Source organism: Pedobacter sp. B4419 (assembly GCF_059693725.1).
On sequence record NZ_JCASSL010000002.1, the window covers coordinates 1875861 to 1894781 of the forward strand.

17 protein-coding genes are annotated in these 18921 nt (G+C 41.6%); 11 read left to right on the forward strand and 6 right to left on the reverse strand.

The window, feature by feature from the left end:
• Positions 1–18: 18 nt before the first annotated feature.
• Both AC570H_RS19650 and AC570H_RS19655 read right to left on the reverse strand, forming a co-directional pair.
• On the reverse strand, positions 19–1089 hold the full coding sequence (locus AC570H_RS19650) for an ATP-grasp domain-containing protein (protein ID WP_497358045.1): 1071 nt from the start codon (positions 1087–1089) through the stop codon (positions 19–21).
• A 33-nt stretch (positions 1090–1122) separates the two neighbouring features.
• The gene (locus tag AC570H_RS19655; protein WP_497358047.1) at positions 1123–1827 is read right to left on the reverse strand and encodes an esterase family protein; all 705 of its coding nucleotides are present in this window, start codon (positions 1825–1827) and stop codon (positions 1123–1125) included.
• Positions 1828–1999: 172 nt separating this feature from the next.
• Between AC570H_RS19655 and AC570H_RS19660 the strand changes: the two genes are divergently transcribed.
• From AC570H_RS19660 to AC570H_RS19705, 10 genes are all read left to right on the forward strand, one after another.
• Positions 2000–2809 (forward strand): alpha/beta hydrolase, encoded by an 810-nt coding sequence (locus AC570H_RS19660; protein ID WP_497358049.1) that lies wholly within the window; start codon positions 2000–2002, stop codon positions 2807–2809.
• 216 nt (positions 2810–3025) lie between these two features.
• Positions 3026–3259 (forward strand): hypothetical protein, encoded by a 234-nt coding sequence (locus AC570H_RS19665; RefSeq protein WP_497358051.1) that lies wholly within the window; start codon positions 3026–3028, stop codon positions 3257–3259.
• Positions 3260–3386: 127 nt separating this feature from the next.
• Positions 3387–3932, forward strand: coding sequence for a hypothetical protein (locus AC570H_RS19670; protein ID WP_497358053.1), 546 nt, complete (start codon positions 3387–3389; stop codon positions 3930–3932).
• A gap of 121 nt (positions 3933–4053) precedes the next feature.
• Positions 4054–5862: a translational GTPase TypA gene (gene typA, locus AC570H_RS19675; RefSeq protein ID WP_497358055.1), complete on the forward strand. Its 1809-nt coding sequence runs from the start codon at positions 4054–4056 to the stop codon at positions 5860–5862.
• A gap of 141 nt (positions 5863–6003) precedes the next feature.
• Complete coding sequence (locus tag AC570H_RS19680; protein WP_497358057.1) at positions 6004–6882, forward strand: lysophospholipid acyltransferase family protein; 879 nt, start codon at positions 6004–6006, stop codon at positions 6880–6882.
• A 258-nt stretch (positions 6883–7140) separates the two neighbouring features.
• Positions 7141–8019 (forward strand): lysophospholipid acyltransferase family protein, encoded by an 879-nt coding sequence (locus AC570H_RS19685; RefSeq protein ID WP_497358059.1) that lies wholly within the window; start codon positions 7141–7143, stop codon positions 8017–8019.
• Between the two features lie 205 nt (positions 8020–8224).
• Positions 8225–9097 (forward strand): lysophospholipid acyltransferase family protein, encoded by an 873-nt coding sequence (locus tag AC570H_RS19690; protein WP_497358061.1) that lies wholly within the window; start codon positions 8225–8227, stop codon positions 9095–9097.
• Positions 9098–9368: 271 nt separating this feature from the next.
• Entirely contained in the window at positions 9369–10250 is an 882-nt protein-coding gene (locus AC570H_RS19695; RefSeq protein WP_497358063.1) for a lysophospholipid acyltransferase family protein, read from the forward strand.
• A gap of 32 nt (positions 10251–10282) precedes the next feature.
• Positions 10283–11470: a serine hydrolase domain-containing protein gene (locus AC570H_RS19700; protein WP_497358065.1), complete on the forward strand. Its 1188-nt coding sequence runs from the start codon at positions 10283–10285 to the stop codon at positions 11468–11470.
• A 135-nt stretch (positions 11471–11605) separates the two neighbouring features.
• A complete protein-coding gene (locus AC570H_RS19705; RefSeq protein ID WP_497358067.1) occupies positions 11606–12181 on the forward strand; it encodes a thioredoxin family protein in 576 nt (191 codons plus the stop codon).
• Between the two features lie 73 nt (positions 12182–12254).
• Here the strand turns inward: AC570H_RS19705 and AC570H_RS19710 are convergent, their stop codons facing one another.
• From AC570H_RS19710 to AC570H_RS19725, 4 genes are all read right to left on the reverse strand, one after another.
• Positions 12255–12815, reverse strand: coding sequence for a type 1 glutamine amidotransferase domain-containing protein (locus AC570H_RS19710; protein WP_497358069.1), 561 nt, complete (start codon positions 12813–12815; stop codon positions 12255–12257).
• Positions 12816–12894: 79 nt separating this feature from the next.
• A complete protein-coding gene (locus AC570H_RS19715; protein WP_497358071.1) occupies positions 12895–13578 on the reverse strand; it encodes a hypothetical protein in 684 nt (227 codons plus the stop codon).
• A gap of 2 nt (positions 13579–13580) precedes the next feature.
• A complete protein-coding gene (locus tag AC570H_RS19720) occupies positions 13581–14330 on the reverse strand; it encodes a glycosyltransferase family 2 protein (protein ID WP_497358078.1) in 750 nt (249 codons plus the stop codon).
• Positions 14331–14336: 6 nt separating this feature from the next.
• Positions 14337–15617 (reverse strand): glycosyltransferase, encoded by a 1281-nt coding sequence (locus AC570H_RS19725; protein ID WP_497358082.1) that lies wholly within the window; start codon positions 15615–15617, stop codon positions 14337–14339.
• A gap of 71 nt (positions 15618–15688) precedes the next feature.
• On the opposite strand from AC570H_RS19725, the gene AC570H_RS19730 reads away from it, so the two are divergent.
• Entirely contained in the window at positions 15689–18880 is a 3192-nt protein-coding gene (locus AC570H_RS19730) for a S41 family peptidase (protein WP_497358085.1), read from the forward strand.
• The last annotated feature ends 41 nt before the right edge of the window (positions 18881–18921 follow it).

Sequence of the window (18921 nt, forward strand, 5' to 3'; positions counted from 1 at the left end):
GTTAAATAAAAATCCCAATTACTTTTTGGCGGGCGCCTTTTTTGTTTTTGTTGCTGTGGTTTTAGTGGTTTCTTTTTTAGGGGATGATTTGGTTGCAGGTTTAGCCTTGGCGCTGCTGGCAGGTTTGGCTGTGCCTGTTAATGGGGTGCCTGTGGCCGAAGTTCTTACATACTCGCCCCAGGTTAGGTTGTCTTTTCCTGTTTTTTGTGCCTTGGCTCTTTCAATGGCATAAGTCGCTGCGGTTTCTACTACCCAATCGAAGTTTTCTTGGCCAACGCTTTCTACTCCTGCATCTGGTGCGGGATTGCAGAAATCTATCGCATAAGGAATGCCATCGCGAACGGCAAACTCAACGGTGTTGAAATCGTAACCGAGGTACTTGTTCAGTTTCAAGGTGTAGGCCTCGATGGTTTTTAGCAGTTTGGCATCAGGTTTTGGTCCATCAATTACGTAACGCAAATGATGTGGATTGCGTGGTTCGTATTGCATAATGTGCACATATTTGCCACCAATGCAATAACACCTGAAATATTCCTCGAAGATAATCTCTTCCTGGAGCATCATTACCGCTTGTTTGGTTTGGCTATGCTTATCAAAAAAGTCCTGCTTATCGTGCAGTTTGTAAACCTCTTTCCAACCTCCGCCATCAAATGGTTTCATGTAGGCTGGAAAACCTGTGTATTCGAAAATCGAATCCCAGTCTAAAGGCATTACCAAATTGCTGAACGATTTTTCAGTGGTATCATCTGGATGTTCCCTTGAAGGTATTAATGCAGTTTTTGGTACTGGAACACCAATATTCTCGGCCAGCGCATTGTTGAAGAACTTTTCATCGGCACTCCACCAAAAAGGATTGTTGATTACGGCGGTGCCACCCATAGCTGCGTTTTTAAGGTAAGCGCGATAGAAAGGCACATCTTGCGAAATGCGATCTACAATTACCGCATATTCAGGTGCTTCGGCTTGAAACACTTTGCTGATATTGACGAACTCCGCCGTAATATCCTTTTCACCCTTTTCATTGATCTTGTCAACAAAGGCCTGTGGAAACGAGCGTTCCTGGCCAAATAAAATTCCAATTTTTTTCATCTTGTTATATGTTTGATTTTCAATGGTGATGATTTAAAGTTGTGTTAAATAATTTGGAAACATTTCTCTCCAAATCGGCCAATCGTGGTCGGCATTTGGCCTGATGTCGAGCCAGTGGTTAATTCCTTTTTGATGCAGGATGCCCGATAGGCGTTCATTGTCGCCCCGGCACATGTCGCGGTCTGAAGTGCCCAGTACAATTTTTAGTTGCCACAGCTCGGGATTCATGTCGTTAGGCAAAAAATCTACCGGATTGTTAAAGTAGGCATCGTCATTAAAAAAGCCATCTAGTTGGCCTTTGATGTCGAAAGCCCCGCTCAGGCTAAATAAGTGACTAACAACCCAGGGATGCCGAAAAGCAAAATTGGCGGCATGGTAGCCCCCAAAGCTGCATCCAGCTGTAATTACCTTATGGTGGCCGGTTTCGTTCTTGGCCAAAGGCACCAGTTCTTCCAACAAAAACTTGTCGTACCAGATGTGGTTCTTCACCCTGTCGGCCGGATGGATGTCTTTATTGTACCAGCTCAGTTTGTCAATTCCATCGGGACAATAAATTTTTACCTTGCCCGAATCGATAAAGCCTTGTACGGATTCGATTAATTTAAAGTCCTTGTTTTCATAGTATCTGCCCATGCTCGTCGGAAAAAGCAGGATAGGGTAACCGGCATGTCCGAAGACGAGGGTTTCTATGTCGAGGTTTAGGTTAGGGCTATACCACTTTTTGAGTTCTTCTTTCACAGTCTTGTCTTTAGGTGCTTTAAGATAGGTAAATCAAAGTCAAACACAAAAAAATAAAATGAATTAAAGCTTGCAAATCTGTATGTTAAGTAAAAAATAGGCGATGTGGATTAATTATTTTTTAAGATTTGTACTTTTGCGCCTGATTTAGTGAGAACGCTATTTGTTGACCATGTACACCACATTATTACTACCCACTGTTATTAAAACGCTTCACCAGTTCCAATCGGTTTATTTGAAGAGAGAGGTTGAAATTGAAATTTTCAGCCCAGACAATCTAATGGGCAATGAAAGGGTAAACCTTTTGCTGTTGAATGATGGCCAAGATCTTGACCAGATGGAGATGGAGCAAATGCTGAACAATCTTTACGAAAAATGGAAGATCGAGCCGACTGTTGTAGTGGGCATTAAGGCAGGAACAGAGCGTGTACTGGAGTATGGCGTAGCGGGCAAACCTGATTTTAAAAAAAGAGGTTCAAAGGCCCAGTCGTATACCGACTTTATCATTAAAGAACTGTTGCCTTATGTACAAAGCGAGGTAAAAGCAACTATTAATGGCAAAAGAGCCATTGCCGGTTTTTCGCTGGGCGGTTTAACTGCTTTTGACATTGCCTGGAACAATGACAATTATTTTGATGCCGTTGGTGTATTTTCAGGTTCGTTTTGGTGGCGCAAAAAAGACCTCAGCGCTGGCTATACAGATAACGACCGTATTTTGCACCAGATGGTTCGCGAAACCAAAACCAATCCGGCGCTGAAGTTTTGGCTAATGACCGGAACCGATGATGAGTTGGCCGACCGTAACCATAACTTTATCATCGATTCGATAGATGATACCATTGATGTGGTAAAAGAACTAATGCAAAAAGGCTACAAGCGTCCGCATGATATCTTTTACTTCGAAATGGTGGGTGGCAAGCACGATGTGCCTACCTGGGCCAAAGCCATGCCGGCTTTTTTAGAATGGGCTTTTGGGAAATAGAACGAAACGTAATTTTAGCACTACTTTTTGTTTTTACTGCCATTCTTTAAGGTGCTAAAATTCCAGTTATTTCTTCATGGGTCTTTTTCTGGTGTAAAGTGTGCCAATATTTTGTTTGTTAATAGGTTTTGTGGTTTTTGCAGGTTTAAGTTTGTAATTTAACTGGTGCCAGTTAAGGGCTGGAAAAAATATTGTATTATTTTAAACAACCAGAAAATGAAAAAAGCAAACCTATTGAGTAAAGCTGAGCTACGCAAAGTGCTTGGTGGCGCAGCCGATAAAGGCTCTTGTTCTACATCATCATGCTCTTTCGAGTATTTGTCTGAAACCTATTATGGCGATTGTGGCTCTTCCATTGATGGAAGTGGTTCAGGGTGTTATTGTATTGCGCTAGGACCTTTTGGTGATTACATCTACAGCGATCCGATGCCAATTTGTTATGTAGCGTAACATTTGAAGGAGAAGTTTCCTTCAATTTATAATGGAACATGTCATTAATTTTGTGTTTGTTTGACCAAAACTAGTGACATGTTTTTATGCTCACTATTTTCTATTCCACCTAAATTAGCTTTTAGCGATGAACTTTAGTATCGTAAAACCTGCATTTATTTTGGTAATTGCCCTCGTGTTTTTTGGCAATGCGATTTACAGGTTTGTTGAAGCCAAAAATAAAACCTATCCGCAGGTAAATATCAGCGATCCCAAACTCGATACGTTGAACGTGCAAAGCGAACTGAGTGGTTTTGTGTTTAAACAACAGTTTTTTAAGCAGCAAGACGATGGCATAGCGATTTATGCACATGTCGGCGATTCGCTTCCAATGGCTGTACTGGCCGTAAAAAAGAAGGAAGAATTTTTAAAAGAATTTGAACAAAGGCGAAAGATTATTGTAGAACATTTTGATGGCGAAATCTCTACAATAACCGATAAGGGCGTACAGAATTTTGTAAGCATAAAGTCGTTTGCTCAAGCGCATAGGCCTTACCTCCCTATTTTTAAATACGTGCCTTTTAAAACTACAAAATGGTTGATGATTGAGCTTGGAGGCCTTGGTTTAATTATCGTTGTCATGGGTTTTATCCTGTTGTCGAGGATTAGGCTTTCAAATGCGTCTTCGCCCTAACCAAGTGGCAAAACATTGATTCTCAAAATTTAACAAAAAGATAATCGTTGCTTCTTTAAGCAAATGGCCTGAAAATTCAATAAAAAACCTTATCTTTGCGCCAAATTTAGAGGCGCATTTTATGCAAAAGATTAGAAACATAGCTATTATAGCACACGTTGACCACGGTAAAACCACTTTGGTTGATAAGATTTTACACTCTTGTTCTATTTTTCGTGATAACGAACAGACAGGAGAGTTGATATTGGACAACAACGATTTGGAGCGCGAGCGAGGAATTACCATTGTATCAAAAAACGTTTCTGTAAAATACAAGGATGTAAAAATCAACATCATTGATACACCTGGTCACGCCGACTTTGGCGGTGAGGTAGAACGTGTACTTAAAATGGCCGATGGCGTACTTTTGTTATGTGATGCCTTTGAAGGTGCCATGCCACAAACCCGTTTCGTAACCCAAAAAGCACTTTCGCTAGGTTTGAAACCAATTGTAGTGGTAAACAAGGTTGATAAAGAAAACTGTCGTCCAGAAGAAGTTTACGAACAGATCTTCGAACTTTTCTTCAACTTGGAAGCTACAGAAGACCAATTGGATTTTCCGGTAATTTACGGTTCGTCTAAACAAGGTTGGATGAGCACAGACTGGAAAGTTCCAACAACAGATATTTTTGCTTTGTTGGATACAGTGGTATCAACCATCCCTCCGGCACCGATAAACGAAGGTACTTTGCAAATGCAGATCACTTCTTTGGATTATTCTTCATTTGTAGGCCGTATTGCAATTGGCCGTGTACACCGTGGCACAATTAAAGAAAACCAACCGGTTACTTTGATTAAACGCGATGGCAAAATGGTGAAATCGAGGGTTAAAGAACTATACATATTTGAAGGCTTGGGTAAAGTAAAGGCTACCGAAGTTAGTTCAGGCGATATTTGTGCCGTTGTAGGTATTGATGGTTTTGATATTGGCGATACCATTGCCGATTTCGATGCACCAGAACAATTGCCAGTAATCAAAATTGATGAGCCTACCATGAACATGTTGTTTACCATTAACAACTCTCCGTTTTTTGGTAAAGAAGGCAAATTGGTAACCTCGCAACGTATCAAAGACCGTTTGAATAAAGAAATGGAGAAAAACTTGGCCCTTAAAGTGGTTGAGACAGAATCTCCAGATTCATGGTTGGTATATGGTAGAGGTATTCTGCATTTATCTGTATTGATCGAAACGATGCGTCGCGAAGGCTACGAAATCCAAGTTGGTCAGCCACAGGTTATCGTTAAAGAAATTGATGGCAAGAAACACGAGCCTATCGAAACTTTAATCGTTGATGTGCCGGGCGAGGTTGCTGGTAAGGTAATCGAGTTGGTAACGCAGCGCAAAGGCGAGCTGTTGATCATGGAGCCAAAAGGCGATTTGCAACACTTGGAGTTCGAAATCCCATCACGTGGTATCATCGGTTTGCGTAACAATGTTTTAACTGCAACAGCAGGAGAAGCAATTATGGCACACCGTTTCAAAGCTTACGAGCCTTGGAAAGGTACTATCCCTGGCCGTTTAAATGGCGTATTGGTATCGATGGAAAAAGGTCAAACTACTGCTTACTCAATCGATAAGCTGCAAGATAGGGGCCGTTTCTTTGTTGATCCTGGAGTTGATGTTTATGAAGGACAGATCATGGGCGAGCACATTCGCGATAATGATTTGGTAGTAAACGTGGTAAAAGGAAAAGCCTTGACCAATATGCGTGCTTCTGGTAGTGATGACAATGCCCGTATTGCACCGGCTATCAAATTTTCGTTAGAAGAATCAATGGAATATATCCAGGCTGACGAGTACATCGAAGTTACACCGGTAAGTATGCGTTTGCGCAAGATCTACTTAACAGAGAACGAACGCAAAATCAATGCTAAAAAATTCCAATCGTAAGTTAGCGATAAATTAATTATATGCCCCAAGGAGTATTCTTTGGGGCTTTTTTATGTAAAAATTGTGAGGCAATCATATTATAAAGCCTGCAAACTAGTAAATGGGCAACTAAATGCATTATTTTGTTGTCTTAAATGATTTATGTTTCAAAGAGCTCTTAACCACGTAGGTATTTTTTTCTTGAACCTGTTATCCCTGTTGCCTATGCCATTTTTATATGCTTTGGCAAGGGTAATGTATTTTTTGCTTTACCGTGTGATCGGTTATCGCCTAAACGTAGTAAGAGAAAACCTAAGAGTGGCATTGCCTGAGAAAAGCGCCGAAGAACGTAAGCTGATCGAAAAAAAGTTCTACAGGTATTTGGCTGCATTGGTTGTTGAGATTGTTAAAATGAGTTCGATCTCGAAGAAAGAGCTGGAAAAACGTTTCCAGATCAAAAAATCGGAACTGATGGAATCCTATTTTGCAAAAGGCGAAGGTGTGCTGTTATGCGCCGCGCATTATGGCAATTGGGAGTGGGGTTCGGTTGCTATCGGCCTCGCGGCTTCTGGCCAAAACTATCCGATCTACAAGCCTTTAAATAATCCGATATTTGATGATTGGTTTCAAAAAGCAAGAAGCAGGTTTGGCAGTAAACTGATTTCCATGCGCCAAACGCTAAGAGCCATACAGGCCAGCAAAGGCGAAGCCAGTATTTTTTGTTTTGGCAGCGATCAGGCTCCATCAAAAGACGAATCGCATTATTGGACTACCTTGCTTCACCAGGAGAGTTCCATCCAGTTGGGGATCGAAAAAATAGCCAGAAAAACAAATAGGCCAATATTTTATTTTAACGTAACATCTGTAAAAGAAGGCTATTACGAAGCAGAATTTGTGCCGCTTTGTTTAAATCCGCAGGAAACTGCAGAGTTTGAAATTACAGAAATGCATACCCGCTTTTTGGAAAACATGATTCGTAAAGAACCTGCCTATTGGTTGTGGAGCCACCGCCGGTGGAAATATAAGAAGGAGCTTGCTTAATAGTCCATAGGCTGAAGTCGAGCGTTCTGAAATGATAGTTAGGGCAAATTGTTAACTAAAAACTGACTGAATTTTCTGCCTTGACCCTAATCACATCTACCATCTCACATCTTCCACTTTCCCTTCTTCCTTCAACCCTTTACCACCCTAAATAAATCTTAACAAAATGTAAAAATTGCTGATAGCTAACATAATGAGGTGCCGAATCCATGCACGAGGCAGGTTAAATGCTTAATTTTGCTGCCCTTGAATTAGCTTATGTTAGAAAAAGTATTTACTTACATCGGTCTTTTCTTTTTAAAGCTCTTGGCCCTATTGCCAATGTCTGTGCTTTATTTTCTGGCCGATGGAGTTTATTTATTGGTTTATCATGTAATTGGCTATCGTAGAAAAGTTACCCGCGAAAACCTCCAAAGTGTATTTCCAGATAAAAAACTGGAAGAAATCATCTCCATAGAAAAGAAGTTCTATCGTTACCTTGTTTCGTTGATGGTAGAAATAGTGAAGATGGACAGCATTTCTGCAAAAGAAGTACAAAAGCGCTTTACGTTTAAGAACCTCGACTTGATGGAGGCCTATTGGCAGAAAAACGAAGGCACGCTGATCTGCACTGCACATTATGGCAACTGGGAATGGGCGGGTTTAAGCCTCGGCCTAACTGGAAGCGCACAAAACTATATCATTTACAAGCCGCTAAACAACGCCACTTTCGAAGAATGGTTTTATAAGGTAAGAACCAGATTTGGAAACAAGGCAATTGCCATGCGCCAAACCTTAAGAGCCGTACAAGGCAGTAAAGCCGAGGCAAGCGTGTTCTGCTTTGCCAATGATCAGGCACCTTCTAAAGACGAATCGCATTATTGGACAAGCTTCCTCAACCAGGAGAGTTCGGTACAATTGGGTATAGAGAAAATAGCCAAAAAAACCAATCGTCCGGTGTTTTACCTCAAAACAAGGGTGATTAAAAGAGGCTACTACGAAATGGAATGTGTACCAATTTGCATGGAACCATCAACTACAGCCGAATACGAAATTACCGAACTCCACATCAGGTTTTTAGAGCAAATGATCATCGAAGAACCTGCCTATTGGTTATGGAGCCACCGCCGATGGAAATATAAAAAGGAGCTGGGTTAGTTTATAGTCGATAGTCCTTAGTCGGCAGTCTGAAGTCCATCTTTCATCTTCCTTCTTACCTTTCCTACTTTCAGCCTTCAACCCTCACTTGGGCATGGTAATTGCGTGATTTCTCAAACGATTTTATAGCAAGCATTGTTGTAGAATGCAATGATGATTGCTATCTAATGTTTTGAAACTATCAACTAACCTATAATCCCCATCTATGTTTGCAAAGGGTTTATCCTATTTTGGAATATTTTTGATCACCCTATTGTCCCTATTGCCTTTGTCTGTTTTATATGTGATCGCGTGGATCTTCTATTTCTTCGTGTACCATGTTTTTGGCTATCGTAAAAAAGTAGTACGTGCAAATTTGCGCAGCGTTTTCCCCGAAAAGACCCCAGCCGAGCTTTTGGCTATTGAAAAGAAATTCTATGCTTACCTTACGGCTTTGGTTGTAGAAATCGTTAAAATGAAATCTATCTCCAAGGCTGAACTGCAGCGTCGCTTTAGGTTTAAAAATATAGAGATATTAGAAGAATACTTTAAAAGAGGGCAAAGCATACTGATCTGTTCGGCCCATTACGGCAATTGGGAGTGGGGCACCTTGTCATTTGGCTTGGCTATTTCTGCGAAAAACTATCCCATTTATAAGCCAATGAGCGATGTGGTTTTTGATTGTTGGATACGAAAAGTGAGGAGTAGGTTCGGTAATCGGCTAATTGCCATGAAAAGGACTTTAAGAGCCTTGCAAGAAAGTAAAAATGGGCCAAGTGTTTTCTGTTTCGGCAACGACCAATCGCCTTCTAAAGACGAATTAAACTATTGGACAACCTTTCTAGGCCAGCCCAGCGCAATTCAGTTGGGCATTGAAAAAATAGCCCGAAAAACAAACAGGCCGGTATTCTATCTTAAAACCAAGGTGCTCAAAAAAGGCTATTACGAAGTAGAATGCGTGCCCCTTTGTTTGGAGCCTGCAACCACTGCCGAATTTGAAATTACCGAACTTCACGTCCGCTTTTTAGAGAAAATAATCTTAGAAGAACCTGCCTACTGGCTATGGAGCCACCGCAGATGGAAATATAGGAAGGAGTAGGTTAGTTTATAGTCCATAGTCCATAGTCTGGAGTCTGAAGTCCAGAGTTTTTAGCTTGGGTGTTCATTGCAGGCTGTTAACTGAAAACTGTCTTATCTTTATTGCTTTAGTCTCTAGCCTTTCACCCTCAGCCTTCTGTCTCCTTCCTTTAAATCCTAATTTGGGACAGTAATTGTAACGGTTGGTAAACTATTTACAATAATCATTGTTGTGTATGCAAGGTGGCGAGCTATTATGGCTTAAAGCTATCAACTAACCTATACTCACATCTATGCTAAAAAAGGGCTTTTCCAATTTTGGAATATTGCTGATCACCCTATTGTCCCTATTGCCTTTGTCTGTTTTGTATGTTGTTGCGTGGATCTTCTATTTCTTCGTATACCATGTTTTTGGCTATCGTAAAAAGGTAGTGCGTGCAAACTTGCATAATGTTTTTCCTGAAAAGACCGTTGAAGAGATTTTGGTTATTGAAAGGAAATACTATGGCTACCTTACTGCTGTTATTGTTGAAATTATTAAGATGAGCACGATCTCTAAAAAAGAGCTTCAAAAACGCTTCCGGTTTAAAAATATGGATGTGTTAGAAGCTTGTTTGAAAAGAGGAGAGAGCGTACTGGTTTGTTCTGCACATTACGGCAATTGGGAATGGGGCACAATGGCATTCGGGCTGGCCGTTTCAGCACCAAGCTACCCTCTTTATAAACCTTTGAGCAATTTAACTTTCGACTGTTGGTTTAAAAAAATACGGGGCAGATTTGGGAATAAATTTATTGCCATGCAACAAACTCTAAGAGCCTTGCAAGAGCATAAAGATGAAGCAACTATTTTTTGCTTTGGAAACGATCAGTCGCCTTCAAGAAACGAGCTGTGCTATTGGACACCATTTCTCAGCCAGCAGAGTGCGGTTCATTTAGGGATCGAGAAACTTGCGAAAAGAACCAATCGGGCAGTTTTCTATCTTAAAACAACGGTTTTAAAAAAGGGCTACTATGAAGCTGAATGTGTGCCAATTTGCATGGAGCCGTCAACTACAATCGAGTTTGAAATTACCGAGCTTCACGTCCGCTTTTTAGAAAAAATAATTTTAGAAGAGCCGGCCTATTGGTTATGGAGCCATCGCCGATGGAAACACCAGCCGCCACAAGTTGCCTAAGTTTGCTATTTTAGCAGTTCATTAGCAAGCTTGTGAAAATTTTTAAATATAGCCTGCTCACCTTGCTGGGCATTATCATTATCGGCTTTGCCGCTTTGTTTATTTGGCAACCTGTGCTCATTAAGGTGCTCCGCTACCGCACACCCGATGCCGAAACCTATAAAATTTTCCCGCAAACTTATATACAGCCAAGCGATTCGGCCTTTCATTTTATCCGTGCTGACAAGCAAAGGAATGATTTAGATACCATCAAGGTTTTTGATGCCAAGCATCAATACCTAAGCCTAAAGGATTACCTGAAAGCAGGCCAAGTGAATTTGTTTATGGTTATCAGAAACGACAGCATTTTGTATGAGAGATATGATAAAGGCTATAGCGATAGTACGCTGGTTACTACTTTCTCGGTAGCCAAGAGTATGCTTTCTATCTTAATTGGACAGGCATTGGCCGATGGAAGCATCAAAAGCCTAGATGAACCAGTGCTGAGTTATATTCCAGAACTCAGTTCTAATCCGGCCTACAGTACTTTGATTTTGAGAGACCTGTTTACCATGAAATCGGGCTTGGCCTTTCGCGATACGAATGGAGGCATCATCAATGCCTTTTTCTCTGACGAAGCCAAATATTATTATACAGATGACATGAAGCGCGAACTGCTCAAGGTAAAACGCATTGACTACCCCGGAAAAACCTGGCAATACAAAAGTATCGATGCTATTTTACTGGGCTGGGTAGTTGAAAAGGCTACAAAGAAAACTTTGTCGCAGTATTTTCAAGAATGTGTGTGGCAACGGATCGGCACCCAATATAAAGCCAGCTGGGGACAAGACCAAAATGGATTAACCAATACGGCGAGCCGTTTTCAAACTACGGCTATTGACTTAGCCAAGGTGGGTCGCTTATACCTTAATGACGGAAAATACAATGGCCAACAGGTGGTACCACAAGATTGGGTAGCTGCAACCATAAAAATTGGCTTTGGACAACCAGTAACCAGCAAAGGCTGGCAAAAAACTACGCAACATTACCTGTGGTGGCTGCCACAAGAAGGCGTTAATGGCGAATATGCGGCCGAGGGCATGCGAGGGCAACGTTTGTATGTTGATCCGCTCACCAAAACTATTATTGTTGCTTTTGCAGACCAGGGTGCAGGAGATTACCCTTACCGTAAAGTGAGCCGGTATTTGGCTAATATGCCTTTTTCGTATCCAAAAAACTAATGCCGAGTTTGGTCAGTGCGGTAAAAAGCAAGGAGAAATAGCGGTTAATTAAATTTGAAAACATTAAATTAGTAAAAAACAAGCGCATGAAAACATCATGATTGCTTCATCACCACTGAAAACAAAATTAAAAAGATGAAAATCAAAACATTATTTTTTGCCTTTATAGCCATGCTATTGGTAAATGTGGCTTTTGCCCAAAGTACACCGCCTCCTGCCGAAACCGTTTTAAAAGATGCGTTAAAAGAGGCCAAAGCGCAAAATAAAAAAGTATTCATTATGTTTCATGCTTCATGGTGTGGCTGGTGCCATAAAATGGACGACAGCATGAACGACCCGGCAGTTAAAGCTTATTTCGACAAAAGTTTTGTGGTTAAGCACCTAACCGTGATGGAAAATAAACCTGAACTCAAAAAAACAGAAAATCCTGGCGCTGAAGATATGCTGAAAAAATACAACAGCGACGGCTTTGGTATTCCGGTATGGTTTATTTTTGATACCGATGGCAAATTGCTGGTCGATTCGCATTTAAGACCTGAAGGCGTTGGTATGGAAGTAAAAGGAAAAAACATTATCGGATGCCCAGCGGCTAAAGAAGAGGTAGATGCCTTTGTAAAAGCATTAAAGCTAACTACCAAACTAACCGACGATGAATTGGCCAAAATTGCTGCCCGCTTCAGGAAAAACGATCCTAGCGTTAAAAGCGAATAATTTAAAATGATGTTTAGTCTCAGATCAGAATCGAGGTTGATGACAATCTAAGGACTAAACATCATTCCTGTTTTTAGGCGTGTTGCCCTTCGTGTACGCCTTCTGCAAATTCTTCGACCACCTTGTCGTTAAAAGCAGGTAAATCTTTGGGCGTACGACTGGTTACCAAGCCTTGGTCTACCACTACCTCTTCATCAACCCAGTTTGCGCCGGCATTGATTAAATCTTGTGAAATATTTTTAACGGAAGTGAGCTTCCTGCCATCGGCTACGCCAGCATTGATAAAAAGCTGCGGGCCATGACAAATGGCGGCTACAGGCTTGCCCGCTTCGAAAAAAGCTTTTACAAAGGCTATCGCATCGTCGTTTACACGCAACTGATCTGGATTGATTACGCCTCCTGGCAAAACCAGGCCATTGTAATCATCGGCATTCGCTTCTTCTAGGGTTTTGTCTACATCTACCTCAATGGACCAGTGATCGTGGTTCCAAGCGGTTATTTTATCGCCTTCTGGCGACACGATATGTACAGTGGCTCCTTCTTCTTTTAAGCGTTTAACAGGTTCTGTTAATTCAACCTCTTCAAATCCATTGGTGGAGAGTACTGCAATTGTGCGGTTACTTAAACGTCCCATAATTTTCTTCTTTTTAATAAGGTGATGCATTAAAGACACCTGAAGAAAAATTTTGTTTTTGGCAATTTATTCGTTTAAGCTATAATTTGCAAGAAGGCAGATTGGTCCAGGTGGTAATAGCCAATGGCATCATATAATATCCGACTGGTAAGAGTTTTGATGGCAATTGCATCGCGAAAGCCTTCCAGGTCAAAATGTAAGAGCATATTTTTCTTGTCTTCTTTTCTTCGAAGCCGAGACCTTTTAAGGCTCTTTTCGATGACTTGGTAAGGATATAATTTTTTCTAAGTTTTTTGTAGCGAGGAATAGAAATGACAATCTGATTGTCGATCTTCTCAAAATCGAGGTAGAGGTCTTGATCAATTCTGCCCAAAAAGAAACGGAATTTGCTTATTCGCCCTTCAACCATGTCGAAGATCAGGTCGTCGAATTCTTGGCTGTCAATTGTTGGAGATTTAGCCAGCTGAGAAAGGTGAGCTATTTGTAAATCTATTTTTTCTCTTTCGTTGACATAATATAAAGGTTCTTCTTTTTCAGGACCCTCGTATAGCTTGCGTAAGAAATTGAGTTCTGCAATTTTATCAAAATTGGGATTTTCAAAGTTGTTCAGTTGTCGAAGCTTTCCGGCCACTGCTATCAATGCCTTTTGATGATAATGGGCTACCTTGTACTCATTTTCTTCAATGGCAAATTGAATTAGATTTTCTAATCGTTGTTTTTCTTCTTCATAGAAGTTGATTATTTTTTCTAATTCCTTGTTCATGCCTAATCATTTGTTCTACGATGTTTGACGTAGTAGGTGGCCAAATTAAATCCAATATATAGATGATTAAACACATTTGGAATAAACCCATAATATTTGCTCAAAATCTTGAAGCGTTCTTTTAGGCTTTCCAAGTGTTTTTGCTTAGACATACCACCCACCAAATATTTAGCCACGTACAAATGTGTATTTACAATGTTCGACGATTTTTTGGCCGCCTTTAAAATCCAATCAATATCTGAACTGTATTTGTACTGCAGGTCATAAGGCTCGGTAAGGCTCCGTTTAATGTAAATGGCCTGATGGCTTACGTTCATGCCATATTTAAAGCTGTGCCAATCAAAATGCTCAGGTGCACGATGCCGCCTTTGGCCCAAACTTTGCCAATTCGAATCGTACATCTCAGTTTCACCGTAATAAATGTCGCCCGATGGCGCCGAAGCAAAAACTTCTTCTACGGTTTCTGGAGCATAAATCTCATCTCCCGAATTCATAAACAGCACGTAATCGCCGGTTGCCAATGCCAGCCCCTTGTTCATGGCATCGTAAATGCCTTTGTCGTTTTCTGAAACAAATTTGACCAAACGATCTTTATATTTGGCAATGAGTTCGGTAGTACCGTCTGTAGAATTGCCGTCTATTACGATGTACTCAATGTTTTTATAAGTCTGGTTAAGCACCGAAAGCATCGTGCGTTCAATGTCCTTAACATTATTGTAGACGATGGTGATGACACTTAGTTTGGGATGCATGGCTAATTATTGAGGTAAGGCGCTGATTAATTTGTAATATAATTCCTCGTGCTGGCTGGCAATTACCGGAGGTGCGAAATTGGTTAGTACGCTTCTTCTGGCCTCCTTCTGTACCTCTTCTGGTTGTTCATGTAAAAATAGCCATTCTATGCCATCGGCTAAGTCGCTTGCCGATTCATACCGGGCCAAATAACCGTTTTCCAAGTGTTTGACCATATCAGGAATGCCCCCTGTTGTAAAGGCAATAACGGGCGTGGCGCAGGCCAAACTTTCCATTACCGTATTGGGCAGGTTGTCTTCTAGCGATGGCGTAATAAATGCATCAGCTGCCGAATAACACTTAGCCAAATGCTCATCTTTGTTAATGGTGCCCAAAAAGGTAGTTTTGAAAGGGAATTCGGGCACGTTTTTCTCATCTTTATTGCCAAAAATAACCAGCTCTATCTGCTCATTCGGAATTTCGGGCCTCGATGCCAGTTCGTTCAATGCATCGACCAAATATTGGGTGCCTTTGTGCTTGTCGTTTTTAGAAGGCATAAAACCACTCATAATGACAAATTGCCCAGGCTTGATCTTCAAGATCTTTTTGGCCTCGGCTTTTACGTAGGGCTTAAACACATCTACCTCAATGGTATTCGGAATAACCGAAGTTGGCCTAACCCCAAGCAAGCTGCTGTGCTTTACCGAGCTGGCCATCCAGTTGCTGGGGGCAACTACATGAAAATTAAGTTCGGTATAGGCTTTTTGTTTGCGTAGCCAGGTTTTGTGCGAAAGATCATTAGAGCCGCTTAAACGCAAAATAGGACAATCGCCACATTGCCTATGGAAATTTTCGCAGCTGTAACGTACATGGCAGCCACCGGTAAAGGCATTGCTATCGTGAAAAGTCCAAACAATAGGTTTCTCCAGTTCATCCAGTTCGGCCAGCACTTTGGGCGAAAGGAAACCATGGTTTACCCAATGCAGATGGATTACATCGGCAGCTTGGAGATCGGGATGGTTTTTAATCGACTTGCCAAACCACTGCAAAGAAAAGGGGGTTTTTACAGCCTTGGTAAATAATTTGGCCAAATAACGTTCGGCCATAATGTTGAATACCGCCCTAAACTTGGCAAAAATGTTTTTGCTAAAAGTGTCTATGGCAGGATTTTGGCCAAATTTATAGTACACAATCACTTTTGAGCTTACGCCGTTTGCATTGAGTGCATTGCTCAGCCTCAAGCAGGCCCTGCCGGCGCCCCCGTTTCCGTCGTAAGTATTTAGGTGTACTACTTTCAAATCAATCAAAAATACATTTTATTGTTTAGGATTGTAAAATAGTTGCGTATTTTCAACCCTTAAAGCCAATAAACAAAATTATGAAGAAGAATATGCTTGGCGCAATAGCGTTTTCGCTTTTGTTGCTTCCTGCTTTGGTTAAAGCACAAGACCAAACCTATTTTGCTGCTTATCCCTCATTAACGCCAGATGCGCAAAATATCGTATTTAGTTATGACGGTGATATTTGGAAAGTTCCCGTAAAAGGTGGACTGGCAGCACGCATTACGGCTATGCAGGGCGAAGAAATTAATCCGCGCGTATCGCCAGATGGCAAATGGCTGGCTTTTTCTTCCAATCAGTTTGGAAATTATGATGTGTACCTGATGCCAATGGCCGGAGGCGAAATCAAGCAATTGACTTTTAACGATGCCGCCGACGAGGTAGACAACTGGAGCTGGGATTCTAAAGCCATTTACTTTACTTCTGGAAGGTATAATTCTTATTCAAGCTATAAAGTGGGCATCAACGGAGGTACTGCTGTTCGCCTGTTCGATAATTACTTTAATACCACCCATAATATTGCCGAAGCGCCAGATGGCGAGCTTTTCTTTAATGATACCTGGGAAAGCAAGAACTTCGCCAACCGCAAGCATTACAAAGGGGCATTTAATCCCGATATCCAATCTTACAACCCAAAAACCAAGGCCTACAAACGCTATACCGATTATATTGGTAAGGATTTTTGGGCTAGTGTAGATCAAAAAGGCAATGTCTTTTTTGCGTCAGACGAAGGGAACGAAGAGTATAACCTCTACACTTTTGTAAACGGCAAAAAAACTGGCCTCACCAAATTCGAAACTTCTATTAAGCGTCCTTTTGTGGCGGCTAACGGAACTACAGTGGTTTTCGAAAAAGACTATCAATTGTATGTGTATGATGTGGCCTCGAAAAAGACCGAAAAGGTAAACATCGGCTCCACCCGCAACCAGGTACTGAGCAAGGAGCAAGAATATGAAGTAAGGGCAAACATCTCTGCTTTTGATGCATCGCCCGATGGCAAAAAGTTTGCTTTCATTTCAAGGGGCGAGATTTTTGTAAGCGATATCGATGGCAAGTTCATCAGAAAGATCAGCAACAGTGGCGAGCGTGCCCTAGAAGTAAAGTGGATGGCAGATAACAAAACCATTTTGTTTAACCAAACCTTTAATGGCTATCAGAATTGGTACACCCTAACTGGCGATGGGAAGGGAACAGCCAAACAGCTGACCAAAGACAAAGCCAATAACCGAGATATTACCTTTAACAAGACCAGAACTTTGGCGGTTTACCTCAGTGGCCGCAACGAACTGCGCTTGCTCGACTTGAAGACATTAGAGAGCAAAACCATTGTGAAAGATGAGTTTTGGGCCATCCAGAGTTCATCGCCAAGCTTTTCGCCAAACGATCAATATGTGTTGTTTACAGCCTTCCGCAATTTTGAGCAGGATGTTTTGGTGCATGATATCAAGCAAGACAAAACCATTAACCTCACCAATACAGGAGTTACGGAAACAGGTCCGGTATGGTCGCCCGATGGCAAATACATTTACTTTACGAGCTCGCGTACCAAGCCTTCCTACCCAACAGGCTTGATCGATCCGCATGTGTATCGCATGGCGCTCAACAACTACGATACCCCTTTCCGTTCGGATAAATTTGATGAATTGTTTAAAGAAGACAAACCCGCCGAGCCTAAAGAGGTAAAGCCAACAACCGATAAAAAAGATACCAAAACAACCGATACCACCAAGAAGAAAACAGATGCCAAGCCAACGCCAAAAGCTCCGGCCTTGATTACCATCAATACCCAAAAAATATTAGACCGCATTGAGCAGGTAACTCCAGGCTTTGGAAGCCAATACCTGATAGATGTATTTGCCAAAGGCGATAAAACCTTTGTGTACTACATGACCAACCAAGATGGTGGCAGTGCTTCTGTTTACCGCACCACGATTGAACCTTTTGAAGCCAATAAGAACGAAAAAGTAAGTGATGGCGGCGATTTTAACATTACCGAAAGTGGAGGCAAGTTCTACGTGCTGAGCAGGGGTGTGATTAACAAGTATAACCCAGATGCCAATAAATTGGATAAGGTAGATCATGGCTATAAGTTCAACAAAAACCTGAATGCCGAATTTAACCAGATGTTTTATGAGACCTGGGTAGGGCTGGACGAGAATTTTTATGACGAAAATTTCCATGGCGTTGATTGGGAGAAGATGAAGACCCGTTATGCCGCATACTTGCCTTATGTAAATAACCGAACCGATTTAAGGATTTTATTGAACGATATGTTGGGCGAGCTCAACTCGTCGCACATGGGCTTTAACAGCTTTGGTGCCGAAGAACGCAAAAACCTGAACTACATTACCAATGAAACTGGTGTTCTTTTTAGCAATGAAAAACCCTATGAGGTAGCCAGAGTAGCTGCCAAAAGCAATGCCTTTTTAGCTGGGGAGAATATCCAGAAAGGCGATGTGCTGGTAGAAGTGAACGGAGTTAAGGTTGATGACAAAATGGACCGCGACTATTATTTCAGCAAACCTTCTCTAGATCGCGAAATGAGTTTGGCCTTTATGCGCAAGGGCAAAAAAATCAATGTAAATGTGCATCCGCAAAGCGCCGGTGCCTTGAGAACCAACCTGTACGACGAATGGATTGCCCAAAACAAAGACAATGTCAATAAATGGGGCAATAACCGTATCGCTTACTCCTACATGAAGAACATGAGCGGCGGTGAGTTGGAGCGTTTCTTGTTGGATATGGTAGAACAAGAAAACAATAAAGACGCCATCATTTTAGACTTGCGCTACAATACCGGAGGCAATGTACACGACGAGGTGTTGCGTTTCTTGTCGCAAAGGCCTTACCTGCAATGGAAATACCGTGGCGGAAAAATGGCGCCACAAAGTAATTTCGCGCCAGCCGTAAAACCAATCGTATTGCTGATCAACGAACAGTCGTTAAGCGATGCCGAGATGACCGCAACCGGATTTAAGCAATTGAAACTGGGCAAGATAATAGGTACGGAAAGCTATCGTTGGATTATCTTTACCTCGGGCAAGGGCTTGGTAGACGGTTCTTCTTATCGCTTGCCATCGTGGGGCTGTTATACCATGGACGGGAAGAATATCGAGAAAGAAGGCGTGAAACCAGATATCTATGTGAAAAATACATTTGAAGACCGTTTACAAGATAAAGACCCACAACTGGAAAGAGCGGTGGCCGAAATTATGAAGGACTTGAAATAGTTACCAGTTTTCAGTTACCAGTCTTCAGTTTTGAGTTTTCA